This is a genomic window from Polyangium mundeleinium (assembly GCF_028369105.1).
Classification (GTDB): domain Bacteria; phylum Myxococcota_A; class Polyangia; order Polyangiales; family Polyangiaceae; genus Polyangium; species Polyangium mundeleinium.
The window spans coordinates 1746885-1770489 of record NZ_JAQNDO010000001.1; the positions used below are offsets into that span (position 1 = coordinate 1746885).

Consider the following 23605-nt stretch of genomic DNA (forward strand, 5'->3'; position numbering starts at 1 on the left):
GGCCGCGGTTCGCGCCGGGTAAGGCCGCGGATCGCGCCGGGTTTTGTCGCGCCGATCCGCCTCGGAGAGAGGTGGGCGGGCGCGGCGCGTGGGGTCGGACCGTGAAAGGGCGTTCACGATCGGCTGTGGCATCCAGGATCCGGCGGGCCGAGCGCGTAGGATCCACGGGCCTCGCGTGTCGAACAGTGGAGCACGACAGGGCAAGCGCGGTAGAAGTAGGGAGCCTGATGCGCCGCAGCGCTGGCCTTTGCGGCCGTTGCGTCCCGGTGCACAAAGAGGAAAGCTGCCAAGTTCCCCATGGAAGTCACCTGCGAGCGCTGCGGCACGGTGTACGACTTCGACGACGCTCTCGTCTCCGAGCGCGGCACCTCCGTGAAGTGCACGACCTGCGGGCACCAGTTCAAGGTGCGTCGCGCATCCGTGGGGACGGTCCCCGACACGTGGGTCGTACGCACCGTCGACGGGCGCGAGATCGAGTTCTCCGCCCTGCGCGAGCTCCAGGGCGCGATCCACGACGGGAAGGTGACCCGCGACGACGTGCTTTCCCGTGGCAACAGCCGGCCGCGCAGGCTCGGGTCGATCGCCGAGCTCGATCCGTTCTTCAACCGCATCGGCATGACGGTGCCCGGCACCGGGACGACGACGCCGCCGCCGCCGGCCGCGCGGACCCGAACGAGGACGCCCGCAGGCCTCGGGGGCGGGACGGCGCAGCCCCCGCGGCAAGAAGGATCGGTCGTGTTCGCGTTGCCCGGACGCCAGCAGCAGGCCCAAGCGGCTGCGGCGCCGCCCATGGCGATGGGCGGTGCGCTGCTCGGGCGTCGGCCGGCATCGGTGCGCCCGCCCGCGGCGGCCGGGGCCGACAAGGGCTCGGACATGCCGGCCCTCGCGGCGCCGCGTGTGCCGGGCGGGCTCGAAGAGCTGAACACGATGGACGTCGTGGAGGCGCCCATCTCGACGCGGAACAACGGTGGCTTCGGGTCGCCGCCGCCGATGCGCGCGCAGGCCGGTTCGTCGCCGGACGAGCGGGGAGGGACGGTGGAGCGGATCAGCGCGCTTCCGCCGCCTCCGCCGCCGCCGCGCAAGCCCGCGGGTTCGTCACCGATGTTCCCGCCGCCGCCGTCGGAAGGGCCGCCCTTGCCGCGAAAAACCGCGTCGTCGTCGCCGATGTTTCCGTCGCCGGAGCCTCCGCCGCCGCCCCGAAAGGCCGCGGCGTCCGCGCCGATGTTCCCGCCGCCGGAGGCCCCGTCGCCGCCGCGAAAGGCCACGCCCGAGCCGCCGAACGTGCAGGAAGCGGGGCCTTCGAGCGGCGACGATCCGACGCTCATGATGGAGCGGCCGCCGACGAGCGAAGGGCCGACGCTGATGATGGATCGTCCGCCGGCGCTCACGGCGGGCAAGGCGACGCCCGCGCCGCCGCGGGCCGAGGCAGCGAAGCCGATCTCCTCGAAGTCGCCGCCGGCGACGCCGCCGTCGAGCGGGCCGACGTCATTGCCGCCGTCGTCGGCGCTGCTGAACAGCGACGATGTGCTCTCGGTCTCGGGCGTGCCGCCGCGTCGTCCGCATGCAGCGCGCTGGATCGTGGGGGTTTTGCTGCTCGGCGCGGGCGCGCTCGGCGCGGTGATGGTCGGGCGCGAGTACTTGCCGAAGGGGAGCGGGGCGTCCGCGTCGACGCCAGGCGACGCGCGGCTCGGGGCGTTGCTCGATCAGGGCGATCGTGATCTGCGGGATGGGGATCTCGACGCGGCGAACGAGTCGTACGTGAAGGCGAGCGCGATCGCGGACGCGGATGTGCGCGTGGCGGTGCGGCTCGCGCGCCTCGCGGTCGTGCGCGCGGACGTGGCGTGGCTCAAGGTGCGGCTGCTTGGCGCGTCGGATCCGGATCTGCCGAACGCGCGGCGTGAGCTCGATCTGGTGGTGGGGCGCGCGAAGCAGGCGGCGGACCGGGCGCAGTCGATCGCGGCGGCCGACGCGGACGTGGCGCGCTGTCGGATCGATGCGCTTCGCCTCGCGGGAGACGTGGACGGCGCGCGGAAGCTCGTCGCGACGCTGCCGAAGTCGACCCCGCAGGCGAGCGACGAGCTCTTGTTCGCGACGCTCGATCTGGCCGAGGCCGCGCCGGTGTGGGCGACGGTGATCGAGCGGCTGAGGGCCGCGGCGCGGGACGAGCAGAACCTCGGGCGCGCGCGGTCGATGTTGATCTACGCGCTCGCCCGATCGGGGGATACGGCCGGGGCGAAGGTCGAGCTCGACAGGCTCGCGGCGATGCCGAGGCCCCACCCGCTCGTGGCGTCGCTGCGCGCGTTCGTGGCGAGCGCGGAGGGCGCGAAGAAGCCCGAGGTCGAGGCCGCGAGCCTCAAGGTGGAGGCGGGGGACGACGCGCTGAAGTCTGCGATCGAGGCGATCCAGAAGGGTGAGCTCGACAAGGCCGAGCCCCTCTTGAAGGAGCTCGCGGAGAAGACGCCGAAGGACACGAAGGTGCTGAAGGCGCAGGGGGATCTCGCGCAGAAGAAGCGCGACCGCGCCGCGGCGATCCGGTTCTACGAGCAGGCCGTGGCCGCGGACAACACGAACCTGGATGCGGTCGCCGCGCTCGCGGATCTCCGGTGGGAGAACGGCGAACGCATGACGGCGAGCACGCTCTACCGCAAGATCATCGAGAAGGGCGGCGACGCGAACCCGCACACGAAGCGCGCGAAAGAGCGGCTCGCCAAGTTCGCGGATTCCTGGGAGCCCTGATGAAAAAGAGGCGGGACCGACGTGTTCGTATAGGGGCGCTCGGCCTTTCAATCGCGGCGCTCGTGGTCGCGGGCGCGGGCTGCGAGGGGAGGCCGCGGAGCACCACGAACGCGCGGGTTTCGCCGGCGCTGAGCGGGCCGGCGGTGGTCGAGATCGATCTGTCGCGTGGGGCGCCCGAGTCGTCACAGGGTGGGCTTTTCGGCTCGTCGCGCGGACGCACGCACGCCGAGCTCGTGCAGGTGATCGGCGCGGCGAACGAGCGCGAGACGACGAAGGGGTTTTTCGTGAAGCTCGGGACCGCGGGGCTCGGGCTCGCGCGGGCGAACGAGGTCGGGCGCCTGCTCGCGTCGATCCGCAAGGCGAAGAAGCCCGTGGTTTGTCACGCCGACGATCTCGGCAACGCGACGCTGCTGCTCGCGTCCATGGGCTGTGATCGCGTTTGGGTGAGCCCGGCCGGAGGCGTGGAATCGGTGGGCATCGCGGCCGAGCTCGTGTTCGGCAATCGCCTGCTGGAGAAGCTCCACGTCGAGGTGAACTTCCTGCAGGTCGGCAAGTACAAGGGCGCGCAGGAGCCGTTCACGCGCGACAGCGCGAGCCCCGAGGCGAGGCAGTCGGTCGAGGGCGCGCTGCGCGGGCTGCGCTCGGCGTGGCTGTCGGCGATCACGGAGGGGCGCGGCAAGCCCGAGCTCGCGGACCTCGTGGAGGATGGGCCGTTCGCGCCGGAAGAGGCGAAGGCGAAGGGGCTGGTCGACGAGATCGGGTACGCGGACGAGGCGCGCGAGGAGGCGAAGAAGCTCGCGGGCGCAGAGCGCGTGAGCGTGCGGTTCGGCGGAAGCGCGTCGCCGGAGCCGGTGTCGGGCGGGATCATCGACGTGATCCGCGTGCTCGCGGGGCCGGGCTCGGGCGGGGAGCCGCACGTGGCGATCGTGCCGGCGACAGGGGCAATCTCGATGGGCGGCGCGCCGTCGTCGCCGCTCGGTGGGAGCGACGGGATCAACGAGCGTGATCTCGGGAAGACGATCGCGCGGCTGGAGAAGGACGAGTCGACGAAGGCGGTGGTGCTGCGGATCGACTCGCCCGGCGGATCGGCGCTCGCGTCGGATCTTTTGTGGAAGCGGCTGATGAAGCTGCGCGGGGACAAACCGCTCGTCGTGTCGGTCGGGGGCATGGCCGCGAGCGGCGGGTATTACCTGGCCTGCGCGGGGACGAAGATCGTCGCCGAGCCGACGAGCATCCTCGGGTCGATCGGCGTCGTGTCGGGAAAACTCGCCGTGGGCAAGACGCTCGCGGAGATCGGCGTGACGACCGAGACGATCGCAGCCGCGCCCGATCCGCTGAAGGCGAAGCGCGCGACGTACATGTCGCCGTTTCAGGGGTGGGACGAGCCGACGCGGCAGAAGGTGCTCGGGTCGATGCAGTCGATCTACGATGTGTTCGTCCGGCGCATCTCGGAGGGGCGCGGGATGGCGGTCGAGAAGGTCGCCGAGAGCGCCGAGGGTCGAATTTTTGGCGGGGTCGAGGCCAAGGAGAGAGGCCTCGTCGACGAGCTCGGCGGGCTCGTGGACGCCGTGACGCTCGCGCGAAAGCTCGCGCATCTGCCGGATGATGCGCCGGCGGAGGTGGTGGGCGAGGGATCGGGGCTCCTTGATTTGCTCGAAGCCGCAGAGGATGGAGATGCGGGCGCGGCGCAGGAGAGCAAGGCCGCGAAGGCGGCGCGGCAAGCCGCCGTGGACGCTCTTTTGCCCGAGGTGGGCGCGCTCCTGCCCGAGGTCGCCCGATATCTGGGGTCGATGGCGCCTTTCCTGTCGGGCGAGCGTACGCTGGCGGCCATGCCGTTCGGTCTGATCGTGCGTTGAGCTCACCGCTCGTCCGCGGCCTCTGGTAGCCTGGCCGCGCCCTTCCATGAGCTATTTTTCCGCGACGGATGAAGACGCCGCGCCGGTCGCGCGGCGAGCCACCATGCCGCCGCCCGAGCTCGCCGATCGATCGGCGCCCACCTCGGCAGGTTCCCTCGTGCTGGAGGCGAACCGCACGGAAGAGCCGATCCAGCGGCATCACGGCCCACGCGCGGAGATCGCCCACCTGCGCGGCGTGGTCGCGCGTTGTCGAGAGGCCGGCGACGTGGCCGGCGAGCGCGAGGCAGCGTCGACGCTGGCGCGGCTGCTCGCGTCACGCGAGACGGAGCTCGACACGGCCGTGAACGTGGCGCGGCGCGCGCTCGAACTCGGAGAGGACGAGGCGCTGCGTTCGGAGCTCGCCGAGTGGCTCGCAGGGCTCGGGGAGCCGATCGCAGCAGCGGATGTGCTGCGCGCGTCGTGTGATCCATCGCGGCCCGCTTCGTCGGCGCAGGCGCTCTTGAAAATCGCGGTGCTGCTCGCGCGAGGCGCCAACCCGAAAGGCGCGGCGGAGGCGCTGAAGGAAGCGGCGGCGTTCGATTCGAGCCAGCCGATGCCGCTCGAGCTCGTCGGCACGATCGCGGCGTGGGCGCAGGACGCGATCCCGAAGGCGGACGCGGCGGCAGGGTATCTGACGGCGGCGGCGCGGCACGAGGCGCTCGAGGACGCGGACAGCGCGCTCGAGGATCGGCTGCGTGCGTTCGAGATCGCGCCCGAAGACGAGATGGCGGCGAACACGATGGTCGACGCCCTCGCCGCGCGCGGCGCCGCAGGCGCGGCCGACGAGGCGCTGCGTGATCATGCGCTCGCCGCCTTCCAGACGAACCGGTACCGCGCGCGGCAGGTGCACCTGCGCCGCGTGTCGCGGGCGCTCGACGAGGGGAACGCGGCGCGCGCGATCGCGGCCGTGCTCGACGCGGGGATCGTGGCCGAGGTCGAGAGTGATCTCGGGCTGCTCGCGGATCGCGCCGTCGCGCTTGCGTCGCTCGACGGGATCGCTTCGGTGCGGCGTGAGCTCCGGCAGAAGGGCGGGAGCATCGCGTCGATCGCGGCGCGCGCAAAGGGTTCGGAGGTCGCGGCGGCGGCGTTGCTCCAGGCGACGCTCGGCGCGTCGAAGGAGCGCGAGCGCGCCGATGCGCTCGTGCAGATCGCGGCGGAGACGAGCGGAGAGATCAGCGCGAGCCTGCTCGCGGTGGCCGCGGAGGGCTACCTCGGGCTCGGGATCGCGTCGCTCGCGCGGAGGACCGCGGAGGACGCGTGCCTCACGGATCCCGGGTCGGCGCGCGCTCTGTCTGCGCTGGCGAAGGCGACGATCGCGATGCCGGACCTCGACGCGGCGATGGCGGTCGAGGGCGGCGCTTCGACGATGCTGATCCGCTCGTCGCTCTGCGAGGGGCTCGCGAAGTCGTTCGAAGCGGTCGGGGAGATGGCGCTCGCGGTGACGTGGACGCAGCGCTGGCTCGCGCTTCGTCCGGGATGCCCGAACGCGATGCGCGAGCTCGTCCGGCTTGCTTCGCAGGCGTACGATCCGGACCGGCTGGAGGACGCGCTCGGGTGGGTGCTCGCGCAGCCGCGGCCGCTCGACGACATGGCGAGCCTCTTCGGCGACGCGCTCGCGCTGCTCTTCGAGCTCGATGCGCCGCGGGCGATCGACGTCGGGAGGCGTGCGCTCGACATGTACGGTCCGCGCGTGCCGGGGCTGCGAGGTCGGCTGCTCGCGATGAGTGATCGCGCAGAGGACGTGGCGCTCGGAGTGATCTTGCTGGAGCGGCTCGTCTCGGCGGACACGAAGAACGAGCGCACGATCGAGCGGCTCTTCGATCTGGCGCAGCGGCGCGCAGTCGCGGAGGACTGGGACGGCGCGGCGGCGGAGCTCGCGCGCGCGGCGGCGAAGGGCGCGGAGTCGCGGCACCTGCACGAGCACCTCGACGCGCTCGACGACAAGATGCAGCAGAGCGGCGCGTCGCTCGGCTCGGACGGGCTCGTCGCGTTCGTCGAGGCGAGGGTGCACGCGCTCGGCGATCTCGTGGACGGGCCGGAGCAGTCGGCCCTCGAGAACCTGTCGAGCGGGCTCCGGGATCTCGGGGCCGTGCGCTGGGATCTCGCGCAGGATTCGGCAGGCGCGGAGGATGCATTCTGGCGGGCCGCGGTGGCCGCGCCGCGCGGCGGGATGGAGCGGTACGCGCGGGACCTCGTGACGTTCGCGGGCCCTGCGGCCGCGCTCGACGCGATCGTGCGGCGCTCGGAGACGCTCACGTCCGAGCCGCGCCGTCGTGCGAGCCTGCTCATCGAGGCAGCGAACCTGGCCGTCGCGAACGGGCTGCCGAAGCGCGCGCTCGAGATCGGCGCGAGCGCGATCCAGATCGACCCGTCGCGCGCCGAAGCGGTGGCGATCGTCGAGCGATCCTCCGCCGTGGAGGGCGGCATCGACGTGCTCGATCGCACGTACGACGTGCTCGCCGCAGCCGCCCTCGGTTGTTACGGGCGGCGCGCGGCGCATTACCGCGGCGCGCGTCAGCTCGAACGGAGAGGTGCCATCGAAGCGGCGCTCCGCCACGCCGTCGCGTGTTTCGAGGCCGTCCCCTCCGAGGGCACGTCGTACTTCTTGATGGCGCGCCTCGCGGAGCGCGGCGGCAACCCGACCGAGGCCATCCGCGCGATCGAGCGCGTCGCCGAGTCGGTCGACGGGGGCGTGCGGGCCGCGTGGCTCAAGCGCGCCGCCTCGCTCGCGAAGGCTGCGGGCGAGGGCAGCCGCATGCGTTTCGACCTGCTCCTGCGCGCCCTCTCGGCGCGGCCGGACCTCGGGACCGTCGAGGAGATCGGCGAGGCGCTACGCAAGCTCATCGCGTCCGTGAGCCACGTCGGGCCGCTCGTCGCCCGCTTCGAGACCGCGGCCCTCGCCGCGCTGAAGCGCACCGACGGGCCGGATGGCGCGCGTGCGGCCGTGGCGCTCGCCAGGGTCGCGCTCGGCATCCTCGGCGCACACGCGTTTGGGCTTTCGCTCGTCGAGCGCGCCGTGGCCGCAGACGGCGACATCGACGAGTACGACACGCTCGTCGAGCTTGCGCCCGTGGCCGCCGCGGGCGACGCGGCGGCGACCCGCGCCTTTCTCGAATCCTTGCTGCTCGCCGTCGCGAAGCCGTACGCCAGCGTCGGCGTCGCGCTCCTTCGCCTCGGCGGCAAGCTCGCGCATGCGCTCGGTGATCCGCTGATCACGGGCACGCTCTTCGTGCAGGCGGCGCGCCGCGATCCGGAGGACGAGCTCCTCGTGAGCGACGCCGACGCGGCCGTGTTCGCCTCGGGCGACGCGGCGCTGGCGCGTGACCTCGACGCGGCTGTCGCTCCGGATGCCCGGCTCGCGGCCCTGCTCCATGTCGCCGAGCGCAAGGAGCGCGAGGGCAACTTTGCCGAGTCGATCGAGACGCTCGAGCGCGCCTTGCGATCCCCGAGCATCACGCCCGAGCAACGCGAGGCCGCGCTCTCCAGCATGCGCCGGCTCTTCGTCCTGTCCGAGCGCGCGAGCGAGGCCGAGGCCGTGCTCGCCTCCGAGCTCGCGCGCCAGGACCTCGGTCCGATGTCCCGCGTGCGCATCGCGGTCGACCTCTCGACCATGCTCGCGGGCCGCGGCGAGGACGCGGCCGCGCTCGACGTCCTGAAGCGCATCCTCCAGGACAGCGAGCCGACCGACGAGCTCCTCGCGACCACGTTGCGCCTCGCGCGCCGCACGGGCGATCGCCCCGCGCAGGTCGCGCTCTTGAACCTCCAGCTCCAGCGAACCGACGACGCCGTCGCGCGCGCGGCCATCCTGCGTGAGCTCGCGGCGCTGCTCGAAGCGCTCGGTGATCACAAGGCCGGCGTTGCGCACCTCAAGGCTGCGAGCGAGCTCGCGCCCGACAACGAGGAGGCCCTCGAAGGGCTCGAAGCACACGCGGCCTCGCAGGGCGATCACGCCGCTGTCGCCGACATCCTTGGCAAGCGTATCGCCGCTGCATCGACGCCCGATCTTCGCCGCACGCTCCGCCTGCGCCGCGCCGCCGTCCTCGAGCAGCGCCTCGGCCGCCTGGAGGACGCCTGCGCCGAGCTCGACGCGCTCCTCGCGGAGACGCCCGACGATCCGAGCGCGCTCCGCTTCCTCGCCGACATCCACGAGCGACTCGGATCGCCCCTCCGGGCTGCACCCCTCTGGCAGCGCCTCGGCGAGCTCTCCGCGAAGACCGACGAGCGCGCCGAGTACGGCATCCGTGCCGCGAACGACTGGCTCGCGGGCGGCAATGCCCAGGCCGCGCGCAACATCCTGGAGAGCATCGCGCCCATCGCCGCGCGGGACGCCGTGATCGAGCTGCGCGTCGCGATCGCGCGCCACCAGGGCGATGCCCGCACCCTCTCCGAAGCCCTCGATCAGCTCGCCACCGCCTCCCGCGAGCCCGCGGACAAACGCGCGAGTTACCTCGTCGAGGCGGCGCGCGCCTCCTCCTCGACCGGCGACGAGGCCACCGCCCTCGACCGCGTCCGCCGCGCCGTTCGTCTCGCTCCGCACTCGGCCGAGGCTGTCCTCGAAGCGCGCCGCCTCGAATACCGCGCGCGTGGCGGCGGCACGCCTCGCGAAGCGCAACACGCCATCGACGAGCTCATGCGCATCGCCGAGCACCTCACGCCCGAGCAGATGGAGCTCCAGGCGTTCCTGCTCGCCGAGGAGCTCGACGTCATCCAGGGCGGCGGCGCCGGCATGCGTGAGCTCTCGCGCCGACATGCCGCGTTCGGCCCGGCTCCGCTCATCGCCCTCGGCATGGCCGAGCGCCTCGTGCGCAACAAGAACTTCGACGCGGCCTTGCCCCTCTTCGAACGCGCCTTGAGCGGCGACCTCCGTGGCCTCCGCAGCCGTGGCCGTGTCGCCCTCGCCGCGGCGGATGCGGCCCTCTCTGCGGGCCAGCTCGAGACCGCCTCGCGCCTCCTCGACACGGCCGCCGTCGAGCCCGACACCCGCCCGATCGCGATGCGCAAGAAGCTCGAGTTCGTCGCGGGATACGGCGAGCCCGAGGCCGCGCGCGCCGCCCTCTTCGACCTCATCCGCCAGAGCGCCGGCCTCGATCGCGCCCGCTTCCTCTACCAGCTCGGCCGCCTCGTCGTCGCCACCGATCCCGACGAGGCCATCCGCCTCTACGCCGACGCCTTCCCGCTCGCCGCTCCCGATCGCAACCTCGCCGCGCAGATCGCCGAGGAGCTCGCCCATGCGCGGAAGCCGCGCCTCATCGTCGAGCCCTCCGAGCCGCCGCCTCCTCCTCCTCCGCCCCACGCGCCCATCGCCGACGACGGCCAGGCTCTCGTCTTCGACCTCGAAGAGGCCTTCGACAACGCGTTCGACGACGCGGTCGACGACGACGACGACATCCCGATCCCCCTCGCGGCGAGCGCGATCCGCTCCATGCCGACGGGCCTCCGCCCGCCGCCGCCCGCGGAAAAGCCTCCTCCCGCGCCGATCGTCGAAGAGCCTCCGCCGCCCGCGCAGCCCCGTGCTCGCACCGCGCCTCCGGCCCCGGCCCCGGGCGGCGGACCTGCGCGCGAGACGGCGCTCTTCGAGCAGCTCATGGCCGGCTCGTACGACGCGGGCGAGCGCCTCGTCGAGCTCTACGGCGCGAACGCCGAGGCGCGCTCGCGTGACCTCCTCGTCGTCCGCAAGCACCAGGCGTCGCTCCGTCCCGGCGATCGAACCACGCTCCAGAAGCTCCACGAGGCTGCGCTGCTCGACCGCAACGGCGCCTATGCCCGCGCCGTCGACCACGTCCTCGCCGGCTTCGATCCGGCTGGCCGCGCCGTCGCGCCTCCTGCGCTCTCGGCCCTCGCTTCTGCGCCCGAGCTCGTCCTCGCGCTCCTCTTCCGCAACGTCGAGAGCCCCATCAACGAGGCCCTCGCCATCACCTGGGAGACCGGCCGTTACCGCCGCGAGCCGAGCCACTACGGCCTCACCGGCGCCCTCCGCGTCCAGCCTGGCGCGCCCACCGTCCTCGGCGACGTGTGGGGCTCCGTCACGCGTGTTTTCGGCGCTGCCCGCACCCCGCTCTTCCATCGCCGCGCGCCCGCCGGCGCCCCGAGCCAGGCCGCCGCCCTTGGCGTCCAGGTCGCGCTCCTCGCGCCGCCGGCCGTCGTCCTTTCCGGCGAGATCCGCGAGGAGACCCCGGAGCTTCGTTACCTCCTCGGCGCCTCCATCGCCGGCGCCATGCCCGAGCACGTCCTCGTCCGCCTCCCCGAGGAGCACCTCCTCACGCTCATCGAGGCCCTCCGCGCCGCCTTTGGCCCCGTGGGCCCCACCGGCGGCACCGACCCCGGCGTCGCGCGCCTTGGCCAGGACCTCTGGCAAATCGTCCCACCCCGTGGGGACCGCCGCCTCCGCGAGATCTTCGCCCAGCCCGACGGCATCACCTACGAGGCCGCCATGGAAAGCGCCCGCCGCGCCGCCCGCCGCGCCGGCCTCTTTGCGAGCGGCGACCTCCCCACGGCGCTTCGCCTCGTCGTCGCCGAGCTCAAGCTCGAGCTCGACGCGCCTCTCACCGCCGAGGGGGGCCTCGCGCGGGCTTGCGCGGCGCACCCGGCCCTCGCCGATCTCGTTCGACTCGCCACGCGTAGCGAGTATGCCGAGGCCCGCTTCCGCGCGGCGCCTTCCACCGAAGGGAACAAGAACGGACCGCCGAGCCGCTTTCGTGGCACTTGATGGAGGGGCTCGCGCGGCGACCGTTACGCCGTGCCCCTGCCCGAAAAGGAGGTGCCCTTGCTCGTCGCTCGTCCGCTCTCGCCCGCCCTCTCGCCCGCGCTGGAGGCTCTCCACGACCTGACAGCGCTGTCAGGGGTGCGGCGCCGTCCGTCTTTGCCTGAAGGCCATTTCCTGGGCCTCGGTGCGCTGGCCCGAAGATCGCTTCAGGCGTTCTTGCTCGCCGTGCTCGCGCCGGGTTGCCTCGTCACCGCGGAGCCCGTCACGTACGAGCCTCAGCAGACACCGCCGATTCTCGTCGCCTCGGGCCTCGACCCCGATCCGCGCTCCATCTTGCTCGTGGGCGGCGACCTCGGCTTGCCCGAATTTCCGATCGCCGCGTCGGTCGCGTCCGAGGACGCGGGTGAATCCGTCAAGGTCGCCCTTTACGTCGATTACGGTGAAATGAACCCCGTCAACCAACCGTTTCGGTTTTCATTTCCGAATTTCCAGGAGCTACCGGCGGCGACCCTGGCGGATGGCCCACGCCCGCTCGTGGGGGTTCGTTGGAACTCCAAGGTTTATCCGCTCGATCCGGGCTGCCATCGGCTCACGCTCGTGGTCACGCACGAGTTCGACACGCGGACGGGCTGCCCCAAGGATCTCCGGGATTCAAGCCAGATCACCTGGCAATTTCGGCAATGCGGCGTGGGGGACTGTCCTCCGATTCTGGAAAACTGCCCCTCCACCACAGCTAGCTGTCCGCTCGATCCCACGGCGGTGACGAGCGACATGAACGACGCCGGGACCACGGGAGGTTGACCTTGAAACGCGCCTTCTTCTTGACTTCAACTATCTTCCTGCTAACAGCCGTGCCCGCCCTCTCTGGATGCTTCGTGCTCGGGGGGGCCGACGCGGAAGCCGTGAATGCTTGCTCCTCCGACGAGGACTGCGAAGGCGGCGGCGTCTGCGCCAGCGTCGACGGCCTCCAGACCTGCGTCGGGACCAAGGCCGATCTCCCCGGGCTCATCCTCGAAGTGCGCCCCACGGCCGAGGCGAACTCTGGCGCCAACACGCCCTACCTCGTGCCTTTCGGCGGCGAGGGCTTCGTCGCGCAGTCGAGCGCGGGCCTCGTCGTCGATCACGACATCGCGCTCTCGCACGTCGTCGTCTCGCCGATCGAGCTCTTCGTCGACTACGACTACAAGGGCTGCCCCGTCTCGCCCGAGGGCAAACTCGAAGCGGATTTCACCTTCTACCGCGACGCGCAGCACGCGGGCCTGCCCGATCACGAGGCCAAGGCCGTCATCCAGCCGGGCAGCACGAACGCCTACTCGGTCGAGATCCCACCCGGCATCTACGACGTGCACGTCGTCCCGCGCGCCCCCGAGAACTGCCCCGCGCCTCCGCCGCCGCCCATGTACTACCGTGGCATCGACCTCTCGCAGGGCGGCAAGATCGACCTCCACCTCTCCGCCGCGCCGCGCGTCATCTCCGGCAGCATCGCCTTCCCCGAGGGCAAGGACTTGAACGGCTGGTCGATCGAGGTCGTCGAGCCCAAGCACGGCATCCCCGTCTCGCGCACGCAGGTCCTCACGGTCGATCCGCCCTTCGCGCTCTTCACGACCTACAACCTCGAATACTACTGGGACTTCAGCCTCGAAAGCTCGCCCATCCTCCGCCTCCGGCCGCCGCCCGACGACCCCGACGCGCCCAAGTTCTTCTGGCAGGTCGCCTCGCTCAGCCCCCTCAACCCCGACAGCAAGAACATCCAGGCCGACCTCACCCTCATCGACCTCGACGCCGTCGGCCGCAGCGTCATGTCGACCGTCGTCGATGCCCACGGCGCGCCCGTCGTCGCGACCGTCTCCTTCCGCAGCCTCGAGCTCTCCGGCAACGCCTCGAACAGCGCCATCTACAGCGCCGTCGTCGACACCGACACCGAGGGACGCTTCACCGCGCTCCTCCCGCCCGGCAAGTACCGCGTCACCACGCACCCCACGTTCGACCTCACGAAGGCCGTCACCACCGAGGACGGCTTCGAGGTCCCCGCCGATGGCGACTGCGTCTGCGGCAAGGGTTTTACGGTCCGGGACAAGTCCGTCGTCTCCGGCGAGGTCGTTCTGCCGAACGGCAGCCCGCTCTCGTTCGGCTCCGCCTCCGTCTTCCCCTCGCGCACGCCTGCGCGCCCGTACCTCTCGCGCAGCCTCCTCGCCGACGCGCCTGCCTCGCAGCCCATGTCGACGCCGCTCGGCTTCGTGGGCGAGTTCTCCTTGCTCGCCGATCCGGGGCTCGCGGATCTGGTCGTCATCCCGCCGCCCGACTCGCTCTACCCGTGGATCGCGAATCCGCAGGTCAAGATCCTCGTCGGCCAGCCCTTCGACTTCAACACGCTCGTCCTCCCGTACCCCGTCGTGCTCCGCGGCGAGGTCCGTGATCCTCTTGGCAAGATCGTACCGAACGCGACCGTCCGCGCGTGGATGCCCGTCACGGCCTCGGGCACCCAAGAGACCGTGGTGATTCAGATTGCGGAGGGAGCCACGGATTTCGCGGGCCGCTACAAGTTGCCTCTCGCTCCGTCCCTCGCGCTTTCGAGGTAGGCGCGCGTGCTGTCTCGCGCCTGCGTCCCGGGGGTACACGCTCGCCTCGGTCCGGGATAGGCTGGAGGCGTGGCGGAGTCCGACACCGGTGGTAAGGACGAGACGGCGCGCGGACGAGGGTCATCGCAGGAGGCGAGCCGCGGGCCCTTGGCCGACAAAGAGAGCCTGCGGATCGACGTCGAGCAGGCGTTGCGACGCCCGACCGATCGAGACCTCGCGGGCGTCCTCCATGAGGTCTCGAACGCGCTCACCGTGGTGCTTGGATGGATCGATCGCGCGCGTGGCGAGATCGACTCTCTCCCCACCGTCGAGGACGCGCTCGCCATCGCGGCATCACGCGCGCGTCACGCAAGGCAGATCGTTCGTCGCGCCATCGGCGCCGACGTACCGGACGATGCGCCCGCGTCGGTCGCGACGATCCTCGCCGAGGCGGCGAAGGGCTGCGAGCCCGAGGCCAAGCGTGGCGGCGTCGAGCTCCGCACCTCGCTCGACCCTGCGCTCGAAGCTGCGCACCTGCCGGGCACCTCCGTCATCTTGCAGATCCTCACGAACCTCCTGCTGAACGCCGTCGCCGTCTCGCCATCGCGTGGCGCCGTGCTCCTCGACGCGACGCTCGACGGACCTGACGACGTCGTCTTCGGCGTGACCGACGAAGGCCCCGGCGTGCCTGTCGAGCGCCGCGCGAACTTGCTCGACGCGGGCGTCACCACGCGCGCGGGCGGCGCGGGCATCGGCCTTCGTTACGCGGCGGCGCTCGCGCGCGAGTCGGGTGGTTCGCTCTTGCTCGTGCGGGCCGAACCTTCGGCGCGGTTCGAGCTGCGCTGGCCTCGCCGTCCTTCCTCGCCGCCTGCGCCGCCGCACTCGAACCGCAAGCCGGCGATGGTCCTTGCGGGCCAACGTATCCTCGTCGTCGAGGACGACGACGCCGTCTTCGATCTGCTCGAAGCGGCGCTCGCGGCGCGTGGCGCGACCATCGTGCATGTGCGTAGGCGCGCTGAGCTCGCGGGCGCCTTGAAGACCGGCCGCGTCGACGCGGCTCTCTGCGACCTCTCGCCGTTTGGCGCGGACGTGCACGGCGCGCTCGACGAGATCCGCGAGACGAACCCTTCGGTGCGGATCGTCCTCATCTCGGGCAACGTGCGTGACCTGTCGGGTTTGCCCGCGTCCTTCGAGGTCAAGGCCGTGCGCAAGCCCTTCGAGATCGGCGAGATTGTCGCAGTGCTCACGGCATGACGGACGACCTTGGGGGCCTCGAAAAAAAGTGGTTGACATTGGGGGCGAAGCGGGTAGGTTCCGTCGCCTCGAAGCAAGCGGTTCCGAGCGAAGGTGGCGGAATTGGCAGACGCACTAGCTTGAGGTGCTAGCGGGTAACACCGTGGGGGTTCAAGTCCCCCCCTTCGCACCCCGAAGCGGCCCACACGGGCCGCGAGCCTGGTAAAGAAAGTGAAAAGGGCCGGTCACCGTAAGGTGCCGGCCTTTTTCGCGTTTGGGGGTTTCGACATGTCCTTGCGTCTCCTGCGTCCGGCGTCCTTGTTCCTTGCGCTCGTGCCCCTCGCGCTCGTCGCTTGTGCGGCGGCCCCGCCGCCCGCGGAGGCCCCGACGACGGCGGTTGACGTCGCGGCCGAGCCTGCTCCGCCGCCGCCCCCGTCGGCCACGGCATCGGCGAAGATCGCGTCGGATGACCTCCGGACCCCGGACGACGCCGAGACGGAGCTTGCTCGCTGGGAGATCTCCTTCCTCAACGTGATGGTCGTGGCGGACGAGGCAAAATCCTCCGCGGGGGGGGCTGCGCCGCCAGCGGCGCCCACGGATGCAGCGCGCAAGGCGCCCACCAAGCCCGTCACGCCCGAGTCGATGTCGGCGACGGGCAGCGAGGATTCGCCCTGCCATGGCGCGTGCCGCGCCTACGCCTCGATGAAACGTGCGGCCACGCGCCTCTGCGATCTCGCTGGAAAAGAGGACGATCGTTGCGCGGCTGCGCAGGCGCGCATCGATCGCGCGAACGAACGGCTCAAGGCGGCTTGCCCGCGGTGCGAGAGCCTTCGCGACTAGTCAATTTTCCGTCGCTACATTCTCGTCGGACGATTCCAATCGTTGCTCTCGCTTTCGGGGGTTCCTAGGATTGCATTCGGACGCGCCCTCCCGTGCGTGTCCCCACGTCCTCGGACTTCCCAAAGCAAGGGTCAACGATGCGCTTTTTCTCCTCCTTCTCGGCAAGCTTGATGGTCCTCGCGCTCGGCGGGACGGCGTTCGCCGCCTCCGGGCCGCGTACACTGCTCGAGGTGGGCGCGTTCTCGCCCGCCGCGCAGAAGCCGCTCGTCGCGGCCAAGGATGCGGAGCCCCAGGCGCTCGAAGCCTCGGCGCGTACCATCCTCGCGGAGCGCGCGCCCTGGTCGCAGAGCCTCTCGCTCGGCACCGCGCGTGATGCGACGCTGCGTGACGGCCGGCGCATCGTCAAGATGCCGCAGATGCACCAGGGCGTGCCCGTGCTTCACCGTGGCGCCACGGTCTCGTTCGGCGAGAACGGCGTCGCGCGGATCGTCGCGGCGCGCCTTGCCGAGGACCTGCCCGCGAGCGTCGTGCCCGCGCTGTCGGCCGAGGACGTCGCCGAAAAGGCCTCCAAATCGTCCGGCGTCGACATGGACCCCAAGAAGGCCCAGCTCGTGATTTGGCCTTCGGGCGGCGGCAATGTCCTCGCCTGGCATTTTTATACGCCGGGCCTCACCATTCCGTATGCGCCCGTCGTCGTCGTCGACGCGCAGACCGGCGACATCGTGGCGCGCTACAATGCCGCGGTCTCGATGCACCAGGCCAACGTGTTCCCCTCGAACCCCGTCAAATCTCCGCAAACGGAGACCGTCACGCTGAATTTGCCGGACGGGGCCACCAAACTCTCGAGTCCCCTCGTCGTCGCGCGCAATTGCATCGACATGAAGACGACGAAGAACATCATGGGTATCAACATCCACACCTGTGAGCTCGTGCAGACGGTGACGGCGGCCCAGGGAACGCTCGATTTCACGTCGACGACGCCGGCCGAGGACACGGCGTTGGAGGATCCGTTCTCGGAGCTGCACATCTATGCGCACACCGATATCGCATACCGGTTTTTCCGGGCCTTCAAGTCCGATTTCCTCGTCCAGCAGGGCCCGCTCGACGCGGTCGCGAACCTCCGTATGCCCGACGGCCTCTTCGGCGGCAACCCGGCCAACATCGGCAATCCCAACGTTCCCCTCGTTCCTTTCCAGAACGCCTTCTTTTCGCCGCCGGAGTCCTTGGGCGCGCTCTTCGACATCTCGGGCGGCGCCATGATGTTCGGCCAGGGCCCGGTCAAGGATTACGCGTACGACGGCGACGTCATTTACCACGAGTTCACGCACGCCGTCGTCAATGCGACGATCCAGCTCGTTGGCACCCCGCACCGCGATGCGTACGGCATCGTCTTCTCGCCGGGCGGCATGAACGAAGGCCTCGCCGATTACTTCTCGTCGGCCATCACGGGTGACCCCGACGTCGGCGAATATGCCGTCCTCGACGCCGATCCGAGCGGCAAGGCCATTCGCAGCCTCGCGGCCCCCGACGCTTGCCCCACGGCCATCGCCGGCGAGTCCCACCAGGACGCGACCCTCTTCTCCGGCGCGCTCTGGGACGTCCGCAAGGGTTTGACCGAGGTCCAGAAGCCCGAACTCGACCTCGCCGTCTTCGCCGCGATGGAGGCCGCGCCCTCGGGTGACCTCCATTATCACGACATGGCGGACCTCATCCTCGCGCAGATCAAAACCTCCTCGCTCGGCGACGCCGTCGCCGCCCAGCTCGAGGCGGCGTTCACCACGCGCGGCATCCTGCCCGAGTGCAAGCGCATCCTCGAATTCACGGGTTCCACGATGGAGGGCCCGCTCCCCGTGGGCACGGCCGGCGGCACCGTTGGCGTCTGGTTCGCGCCGAGCGTGGGTGCGGCGAACATCGGCTCGAACCAGCAAGGCTACGTGCCCGGCGTCGTCCAGGTCCGCGTTCCCCTGCCCGAGAACACCGAATCGCTCACCATCGATTTCGACGGCGCGACCACGGGCAGCAGCTCTCCGTTCGGCGGCGGCAGCTTCGCGCCCAAGGTCCTCGTCCGCTACGGCGAGGAGCCTCTCCAGTTCACGTATGGGCCCTTCAAGCCCACGGCCGACACCGTCGTCCTCACGCCCGACGGCGGCGGTTCGCAGGGCATCAATGCCTACAACACCACCGCGATGGTCCCGGCCGGCATGAAGACCGCTTACGTGATGATCGCCAATGCTGGCGAGGGCGACGGCCTCTTCACGAACCTGACGTTCACCCCGGTCCAATCGTCCGGCGTGGGCGGCGCGGGTGGCGCCGGTGGCGCCGGTGGTGCCGGTGGCGCGGGCGGCTCGGGCGGCTCGGGCGCGGGTGGCAACCCGGCCACCCCGCCCGTCACGGACCCGGACGGCTGCGGCTGCGCCGTCCCCGGCTCCTCCAGCGTCCCCGCGGGCGCTTCGCTCGCCGCCTTCGCGGCCGTCGCGGCCCTCTTCGCGCGTCGCCGCCGGCAGAGCTGATCCCGCAAGGCGCGGGCGCTACGGCAACCGCACGAGCGCCCGCGCCTCTTCCAAGCTCCTCACCACCACGTCCGCGATCTCCTCGAACGCGGCCCCATCCCCCTCGGGCACCGCGATCACCGCCATCCCCGCGGCCTTCGCGGCCCGCACGCCGTTCTTCGAATCCTCCAGCGCGAGACACCCCTCGGCCCCGACCGACAGCCGCTCCGCCGCGCGCAGATACACATCCGGCCACGGCTTCGCCTTCGGCACCTCCTGCCCGGACACCGTCACGTCGAAATGGTCCGTCAGGCCAAACCTTTTCAGGCTCGCGTCGATGAGCCGCCGCGGCGACGACGACGCGAGCCCGATCGGCAATCGCCCCCGCGCCTCGTCCAGGAACGCGCGGGCGAACGGCTTGAGGGAAAGACTCTCCACGTGGGCGAGGAAGCGATCCTCCAGCTCGGCCACGTCGCGCGCCTCGTCCACTTCGAAGCCGATGTGCTCCCCCATGATGTGCACGATCCGCCCGATTCCCTGCCCCGTGCAGGCGAGCGCCATCTCGTCGGTCCACTCGCCCCCGCGCGCGCGTGCAAATGCGCGCTCCACGTGGTGCCAGAGCGGCTCCGAGTCGACGAGCAGCCCATCCATGTCGAAGATCAACGCGCGCGGCGAGAAACGGCTCATGTCGAGCGGCCGACTAGCACGACACGCCGCCCCGGCAAGCGCTTCACTTCGGGGCGGTCGTCGTCGCCGCCGGCGTGACCGGCCCGGAGCCAGGCTGCTTCGGACCCACGTCCGACGTCCCCACGGCCGCGGGCGGCGCCGGCGGCGAATGGGTTTGTCGGAACCGAAGGGCCACGAACGCGCCCACCGCTGCGGCGAGCACCACCACGAGCGTCACGAGCAGGCGAACGCGGTCCGACCCTCCCGACGACTCGGGCGCCGCCTCGACCAGATCCGCCGGCGCCTCGACGGGCGCTCGTTCCTTCGTCCGCGCCGCGGGTGGCTCGGTCTTTGGCCCAGGGTTCCGGTCGAGCGTCGGCGTCACCGGCGGCGGCTCGATCGCCCCCGTGGACGGCAGGCTCGGGGGCGGCGGGATCTCCGGCGCGAGCGCGTCGGGCGCCTCCATCGACGGCGGCATGCTGCGCAGGTTCGGCAGACTCGCCCCCACGCCCGGCTCGCTCCCGCCGTGCGCCGTATCCCCGCGCAGCACGCGCATCGACGACGCGGGCGCGTCCTCGGCCGACGGCGACGCCGCCTCGCTCTGCCGCAGCTTCGCGATCTGCCGCTCGATGATCTTCCGGATCTCGGTGCGTTTGTCCGCGTAGACCGACGTGACGTATTTGCCGATGTCCTCCGGCGTCACGCGCAGCCCCGCGCCGTCGAGGTAGCCGAGGATCGCCGCGCGCATCTCGGCCGCGGTCGCATATCGTTCCGCTGGATCGTACGCCAGCGCCTTCGCGCAGATCTTCGCGAGCGCCGGGGGTACGTCGGGACGAACCGACTCGATCGGCTCCATCTCGCCGGTCGCCAGCTTGTGGAGCACCTCCATGTCGGCGGCCTTGTCCCACATCTTCCGGCCGGCGAGCATTTCCCACAGCACGATCCCTGCGACGAACACGTCGGCGCGCCGATCGAGCGGCCTGCAACGCACCTGCTCGGGCGCCATGTACCCGAGCTTGCCTTTCATGATGCCCGTGCGTGTCTCCATCAGACGCACGTCGGCCTTCGCGATCCCGAAATCGAGCAGCTTGGCCTGACCGTCGTACGAGACGATCACGTTGTGCGGGCTCACGTCGCGGTGGACGATGTTCAAGGGCTTGCCGTCGTAATCGGCGAGCTCGTGCGCGTAGTGCAGCCCTGCGAGCACGTCGGCGAGGATCCTGAGCAGCACCCCGGGCGGCGGCGGCGTCTTCGTCCGCGAGGACCGGTTGATCAGCCGGTTCAGCGGCGCGCCTTCGAGGTACTCCATCGTGATGAAGTACACGTCGTTGTCCGCGTGCACCTCGAACGTCTGCACCACGTTCGGGTGATTGAGGCGCGTCGCGATCCGCGCCTCGTCGAGGAACATCTCCCGGCGCTCGGGATCCTCGGCGAACTCGGCGCGCAGCCGCTTCACGACCTGCAGCTTGTTCACGCCGAGAGGCCCCGCGACCACGGCGAGGAACACGTCGGCCATGCCTCCACGGCCGAGGTTCGCGATCAGCTTGTACTTGCCGACGCTCACCGGCTCCTTATCGGCTAGGCTCTGCGCGGCAGACACAGAGCCCATGTTCGTTCCGATCGCGCATCCGCGCAAGCGGGATCCGCCGTGCCGGAACGGCAGGTTTTCGACGCACGGCGCCCGGATCCGCGATTAACCTGCGAACATGCGATCCAGCATGGCCTGCGGGCGCCCGCCAGCGAGGATCTCCGACAGCGCCCGGAACGTGTTCGCGTCGACCCGGCGCTCCTCCGCGAACCGCACGATCCGCGGGATCAGCGGGATCGCCTCCACCCGGAGCTTCGCCATCGTGATCGCCTGATCGAGCGGCACCTTCCGCGCGAGCGCCTTGCCGAGCACCACCTCCGGCCGGTCTTCGAGCGCGATCGACGCGAGCAGATCACCGTACCCGCCGAGCCCGAGCATCGTCCGCTCCTCGCAGCCCGCGGCGGCCATCAGCCGCGCCGCCTCGTCGACCCCGCGCGAGATCAGCGCCGCCAAAAGCCCCGGCCCTGCGCCTGCCTCCTCCGCGTAGCCGACGCCGATCGACAGACAACCGACGAGCGCCGACGCCCACTCGAGCCCGCGCAGATCGTTTGTCCCGTACACCCGGAGGCTCGGGCCCTGGAACGCCCGTGTCGCGGCCGCGATCACCTCGGGGAACCGCGACCCGATCACCATCGCCGACGGCCGCCCCTCGATGAGCTCGCCGGCCTGCACCGGCCCCCCGAGCGCGCCGAGGCGCCGCGCGGGCGTCTCCTCGCGCACGAGATCACTCACCGTCTCCAGCCCCTCGACCCCGAGCCCGCGCACCCCGTGCACCACGAGGTGCTGACCGCCGAGGTAATCCCCGAGCGCCCGGAGCACGCTCCGCGCGACCGACGAGGGCACCGCGATCACCACGAGCCGCGCCTTCGCGACCTCCGCGTAATCGACCGTCACGTGCAGGCCTGGATCGGCGGTCGACGCTTGAGGGCTACGCTCCGACGAGCGGAGCTGCGCCCCCAAACCCCCCGCCTGATCTCGCCGCGAGTGCAGCACGACCTCGGCGCCTGTCCGGCGCGCCGCCGTCGCGAGCGCTTGCCCCCAGGGCCCTCCGCCCACGACCCCCACGCTCGGCGTCTGACGTTCTGTCACGACAAACCTCCCTGCGCCGCCTCCTGCGCCGCGGGTTTGGCGAAGACCGGCGGCCGCGCCGGCGGCATGCCCGGCGGCGCGATGACGTCCCAGGCCATCCCGTGGGCCGCGAGCCGGTTCTGGTAATAAAACAATAGATTCGTGTCCATGATCGCGAGCCCCTCCGGCCGTGACGCGAGCACGGGCGAGGCGTGGTAGCCCGCGAAGGCCCGCAGCGCCCGCTCCACGATGTCGCCGCCCGAGGCGGTCCGTAGAAACCCGCCGACCACGATCTCGCCGCGATCCGCGAGCTCCACCAGCCGATCCCGGAGCTTCACCACGTCCTTGGCGAGATCGTCGCGCGGCACCACGACGACGTCGCGCTGCCGGAGCACCGTGAAGAGATCCGAGGCGGGCGAGGCGCGCCGCAGCCGTTCGAAGCTCGCGGCCGCGACCACGTGCGTCTCCAGCACCACCGTGTCGCGCAGGTAGGCCTTGCAGATCTCGTCGCCGAGCTCGCGCGTGTACTGCGCGTCGCGCACGGGATCGAGCGTCACGCGCCCGCCTTCGTCCTTCACGTAGCTCGCGGGATCGACCTCGCGCCCGCGCCGATCGAACGACCGGCAGCGCTCGTCGACCATGTTGCCGAAGGGATCGATGGGTTTGCCGAAGCGGATCACCACGGCGCCTTGCATGTCGAACATCTTGCGCATGAACGCGGTCACGCGACCGACGCGCGACGACTCGTCGTCCTCGATGATGAAGCGCCCCTTGCCGGCCTCGGCGAGGAAGTCCGCGATCAGCGTCTCGGCCTCCAGCGTGATGAGGTAGTTGATCGTGGCGGGCACGAAGTACACGCGCCGCTCCCGGTTCGCGATCAACGTCCGCGCGTACGCCTCGATCGCCGTGCCCATGAGCCCGAGCTTCAGCCGCCGCTCGACGCCGCCCGAGCGCGAACGTGTCCCGCCCGGGAAAAACAGCGAGTGGTAGCCGCGCTCGAGCAGCACGCACGAGTACGTCTTCAGCACGTCCTTGTAGAGGTTGTGCCGGATCCGCCGGTCGACGCGGTAAGCGCCGAGGTTGTGCATGAAGAACGACAGCACGGGGTTCGTGAACAGGTTCTTGCCTGCGCCGTAGGTCGCGGGCGGCAGCCCGGCGCGCTCGAGCGCGTAGCCGAACACGATCGAATCCATGTTCGACAGGTGCGTCGGGACGTACACCGCCGTCCCTTGCCGCGAAAGCTCACGCAGCTCCTCGACCGGCCCCTCGACGCGCACCTTGTCGTCGAGCGCCGACAGGCTCACGAGCTGCTTCGGATCGCGGGCCAAGCGCACGAGCGTCCGCGGCGCGAGCAGGTACGTCACGATCGGGGGCAGGAGCTTCGACGACACCTTGAACACGCGTGGATCGAAGTTCCCTGCGACGTCCCAGCCGACGTGCTCGACGATGGAGGCGAGCTTCTCGCGCCGCTCGCCGTCGGGCATGCGGCCGAGGGCGCGGGCGAGCCTTTGCCACTCGGCGAGCTCCTTCTGCTCCTCGGGCCCGCGCTTGCTGGCCTCGAGGCGCTTCGTCTCGTGGTAGGCCGCGTCGTTCAGCGCGAGCAGCGGGTCTTTCGTGGAGAGCACGACGCGTGAGACCACGGTCCGCACGATGTCTTCCCGCGCCGCGTTGAACCCGAAGATGGGAGCGTCGTCCTGCATGGCGGATATTGTGTAGGAAATTTCGCGGCCCGGCGCGAGGGAGATGTGCGCGGGGAGCGTGCGCGCCCGGCGCTCGTTCGGGTCAGGCGGGAGATTTCGGGTCAGGCGGGCGAGGGGGGATCAGGGGAG

Annotated in this window: 12 protein-coding genes and 1 tRNA gene; 9 read left to right on the forward strand and 4 right to left on the reverse strand. The window is 71.0% G+C overall.

Translation table 11 applies throughout. The features are described from left to right. Positions 1-297: 297 nt before the first annotated feature. The 9 genes from POL67_RS07290 (at position 298) to POL67_RS07330 (ending at position 18475) form a co-directional block, all read left to right on the forward strand. Entirely contained in the window at positions 298-2736 is a 2439-nt protein-coding gene (locus POL67_RS07290) for a zinc-ribbon domain-containing protein (RefSeq protein ID WP_271916360.1), read from the forward strand. Further along, positions 2736-4592 (forward strand): signal peptide peptidase SppA, encoded by a 1857-nt coding sequence (gene sppA, locus POL67_RS07295; protein WP_271916361.1) that lies wholly within the window; start codon positions 2736-2738, stop codon positions 4590-4592. The genes POL67_RS07290 and sppA overlap by 1 nt, the downstream gene beginning before the upstream one ends. Before the next feature lie 46 nt (positions 4593-4638). Continuing rightward, entirely contained in the window at positions 4639-11337 is a 6699-nt protein-coding gene (locus tag POL67_RS07300) for a tetratricopeptide repeat protein (protein WP_271916362.1), read from the forward strand. A gap of 57 nt (positions 11338-11394) precedes the next feature. Beyond that, a complete protein-coding gene (locus POL67_RS07305; protein WP_271916363.1) occupies positions 11395-12135 on the forward strand; it encodes a hypothetical protein in 741 nt (246 codons plus the stop codon). A gap of 2 nt (positions 12136-12137) precedes the next feature. Further along, positions 12138-13913 (forward strand): carboxypeptidase-like regulatory domain-containing protein, encoded by a 1776-nt coding sequence (locus tag POL67_RS07310; RefSeq protein ID WP_271916364.1) that lies wholly within the window; start codon positions 12138-12140, stop codon positions 13911-13913. 69 nt (positions 13914-13982) lie between these two features. Beyond that, complete coding sequence (locus POL67_RS53490; RefSeq protein WP_271916365.1) at positions 13983-15146, forward strand: ATP-binding response regulator; 1164 nt, start codon at positions 13983-13985, stop codon at positions 15144-15146. 87 nt (positions 15147-15233) lie between these two features. After that, positions 15234-15315: transfer RNA gene (locus tag POL67_RS07320), tRNA-Leu, on the forward strand. A 98-nt stretch (positions 15316-15413) separates the two neighbouring features. Next, positions 15414-15965, forward strand: a complete 552-nt coding sequence (locus tag POL67_RS07325) for a hypothetical protein (protein ID WP_271916366.1) — start codon at positions 15414-15416, stop codon at positions 15963-15965. A 137-nt stretch (positions 15966-16102) separates the two neighbouring features. Then, positions 16103-18475 (forward strand): MYXO-CTERM sorting domain-containing protein, encoded by a 2373-nt coding sequence (locus tag POL67_RS07330; protein ID WP_271916367.1) that lies wholly within the window; start codon positions 16103-16105, stop codon positions 18473-18475. Between the two features lie 18 nt (positions 18476-18493). On the opposite strand, the gene POL67_RS07335 is transcribed toward POL67_RS07330, so the two are convergent. The 4 genes from POL67_RS07335 to POL67_RS07350 form a co-directional block, all read right to left on the reverse strand. Beyond that, the gene (locus tag POL67_RS07335) at positions 18494-19141 is read right to left on the reverse strand and encodes an HAD family hydrolase (protein ID WP_271916369.1); all 648 of its coding nucleotides are present in this window, start codon (positions 19139-19141) and stop codon (positions 18494-18496) included. Between the two features lie 43 nt (positions 19142-19184). Further along, positions 19185-20729: a serine/threonine protein kinase gene (locus POL67_RS07340; protein WP_271916370.1), complete on the reverse strand. Its 1545-nt coding sequence runs from the start codon at positions 20727-20729 to the stop codon at positions 19185-19187. Positions 20730-20813: 84 nt separating this feature from the next. Further along, positions 20814-21797 carry an NAD(P)-binding domain-containing protein gene (locus POL67_RS07345; protein ID WP_271916371.1) on the reverse strand — a complete coding sequence of 328 codons (984 nt, stop codon included), beginning with the start codon at positions 21795-21797 and terminating at the stop codon, positions 20814-20816. Continuing rightward, positions 21794-23476: a 1-acyl-sn-glycerol-3-phosphate acyltransferase gene (locus tag POL67_RS07350; protein WP_271916372.1), complete on the reverse strand. Its 1683-nt coding sequence runs from the start codon at positions 23474-23476 to the stop codon at positions 21794-21796. Before POL67_RS07350 ends, POL67_RS07345 begins: the two co-directional genes overlap by 4 nt. Positions 23477-23605 lie beyond the last annotated feature (129 nt).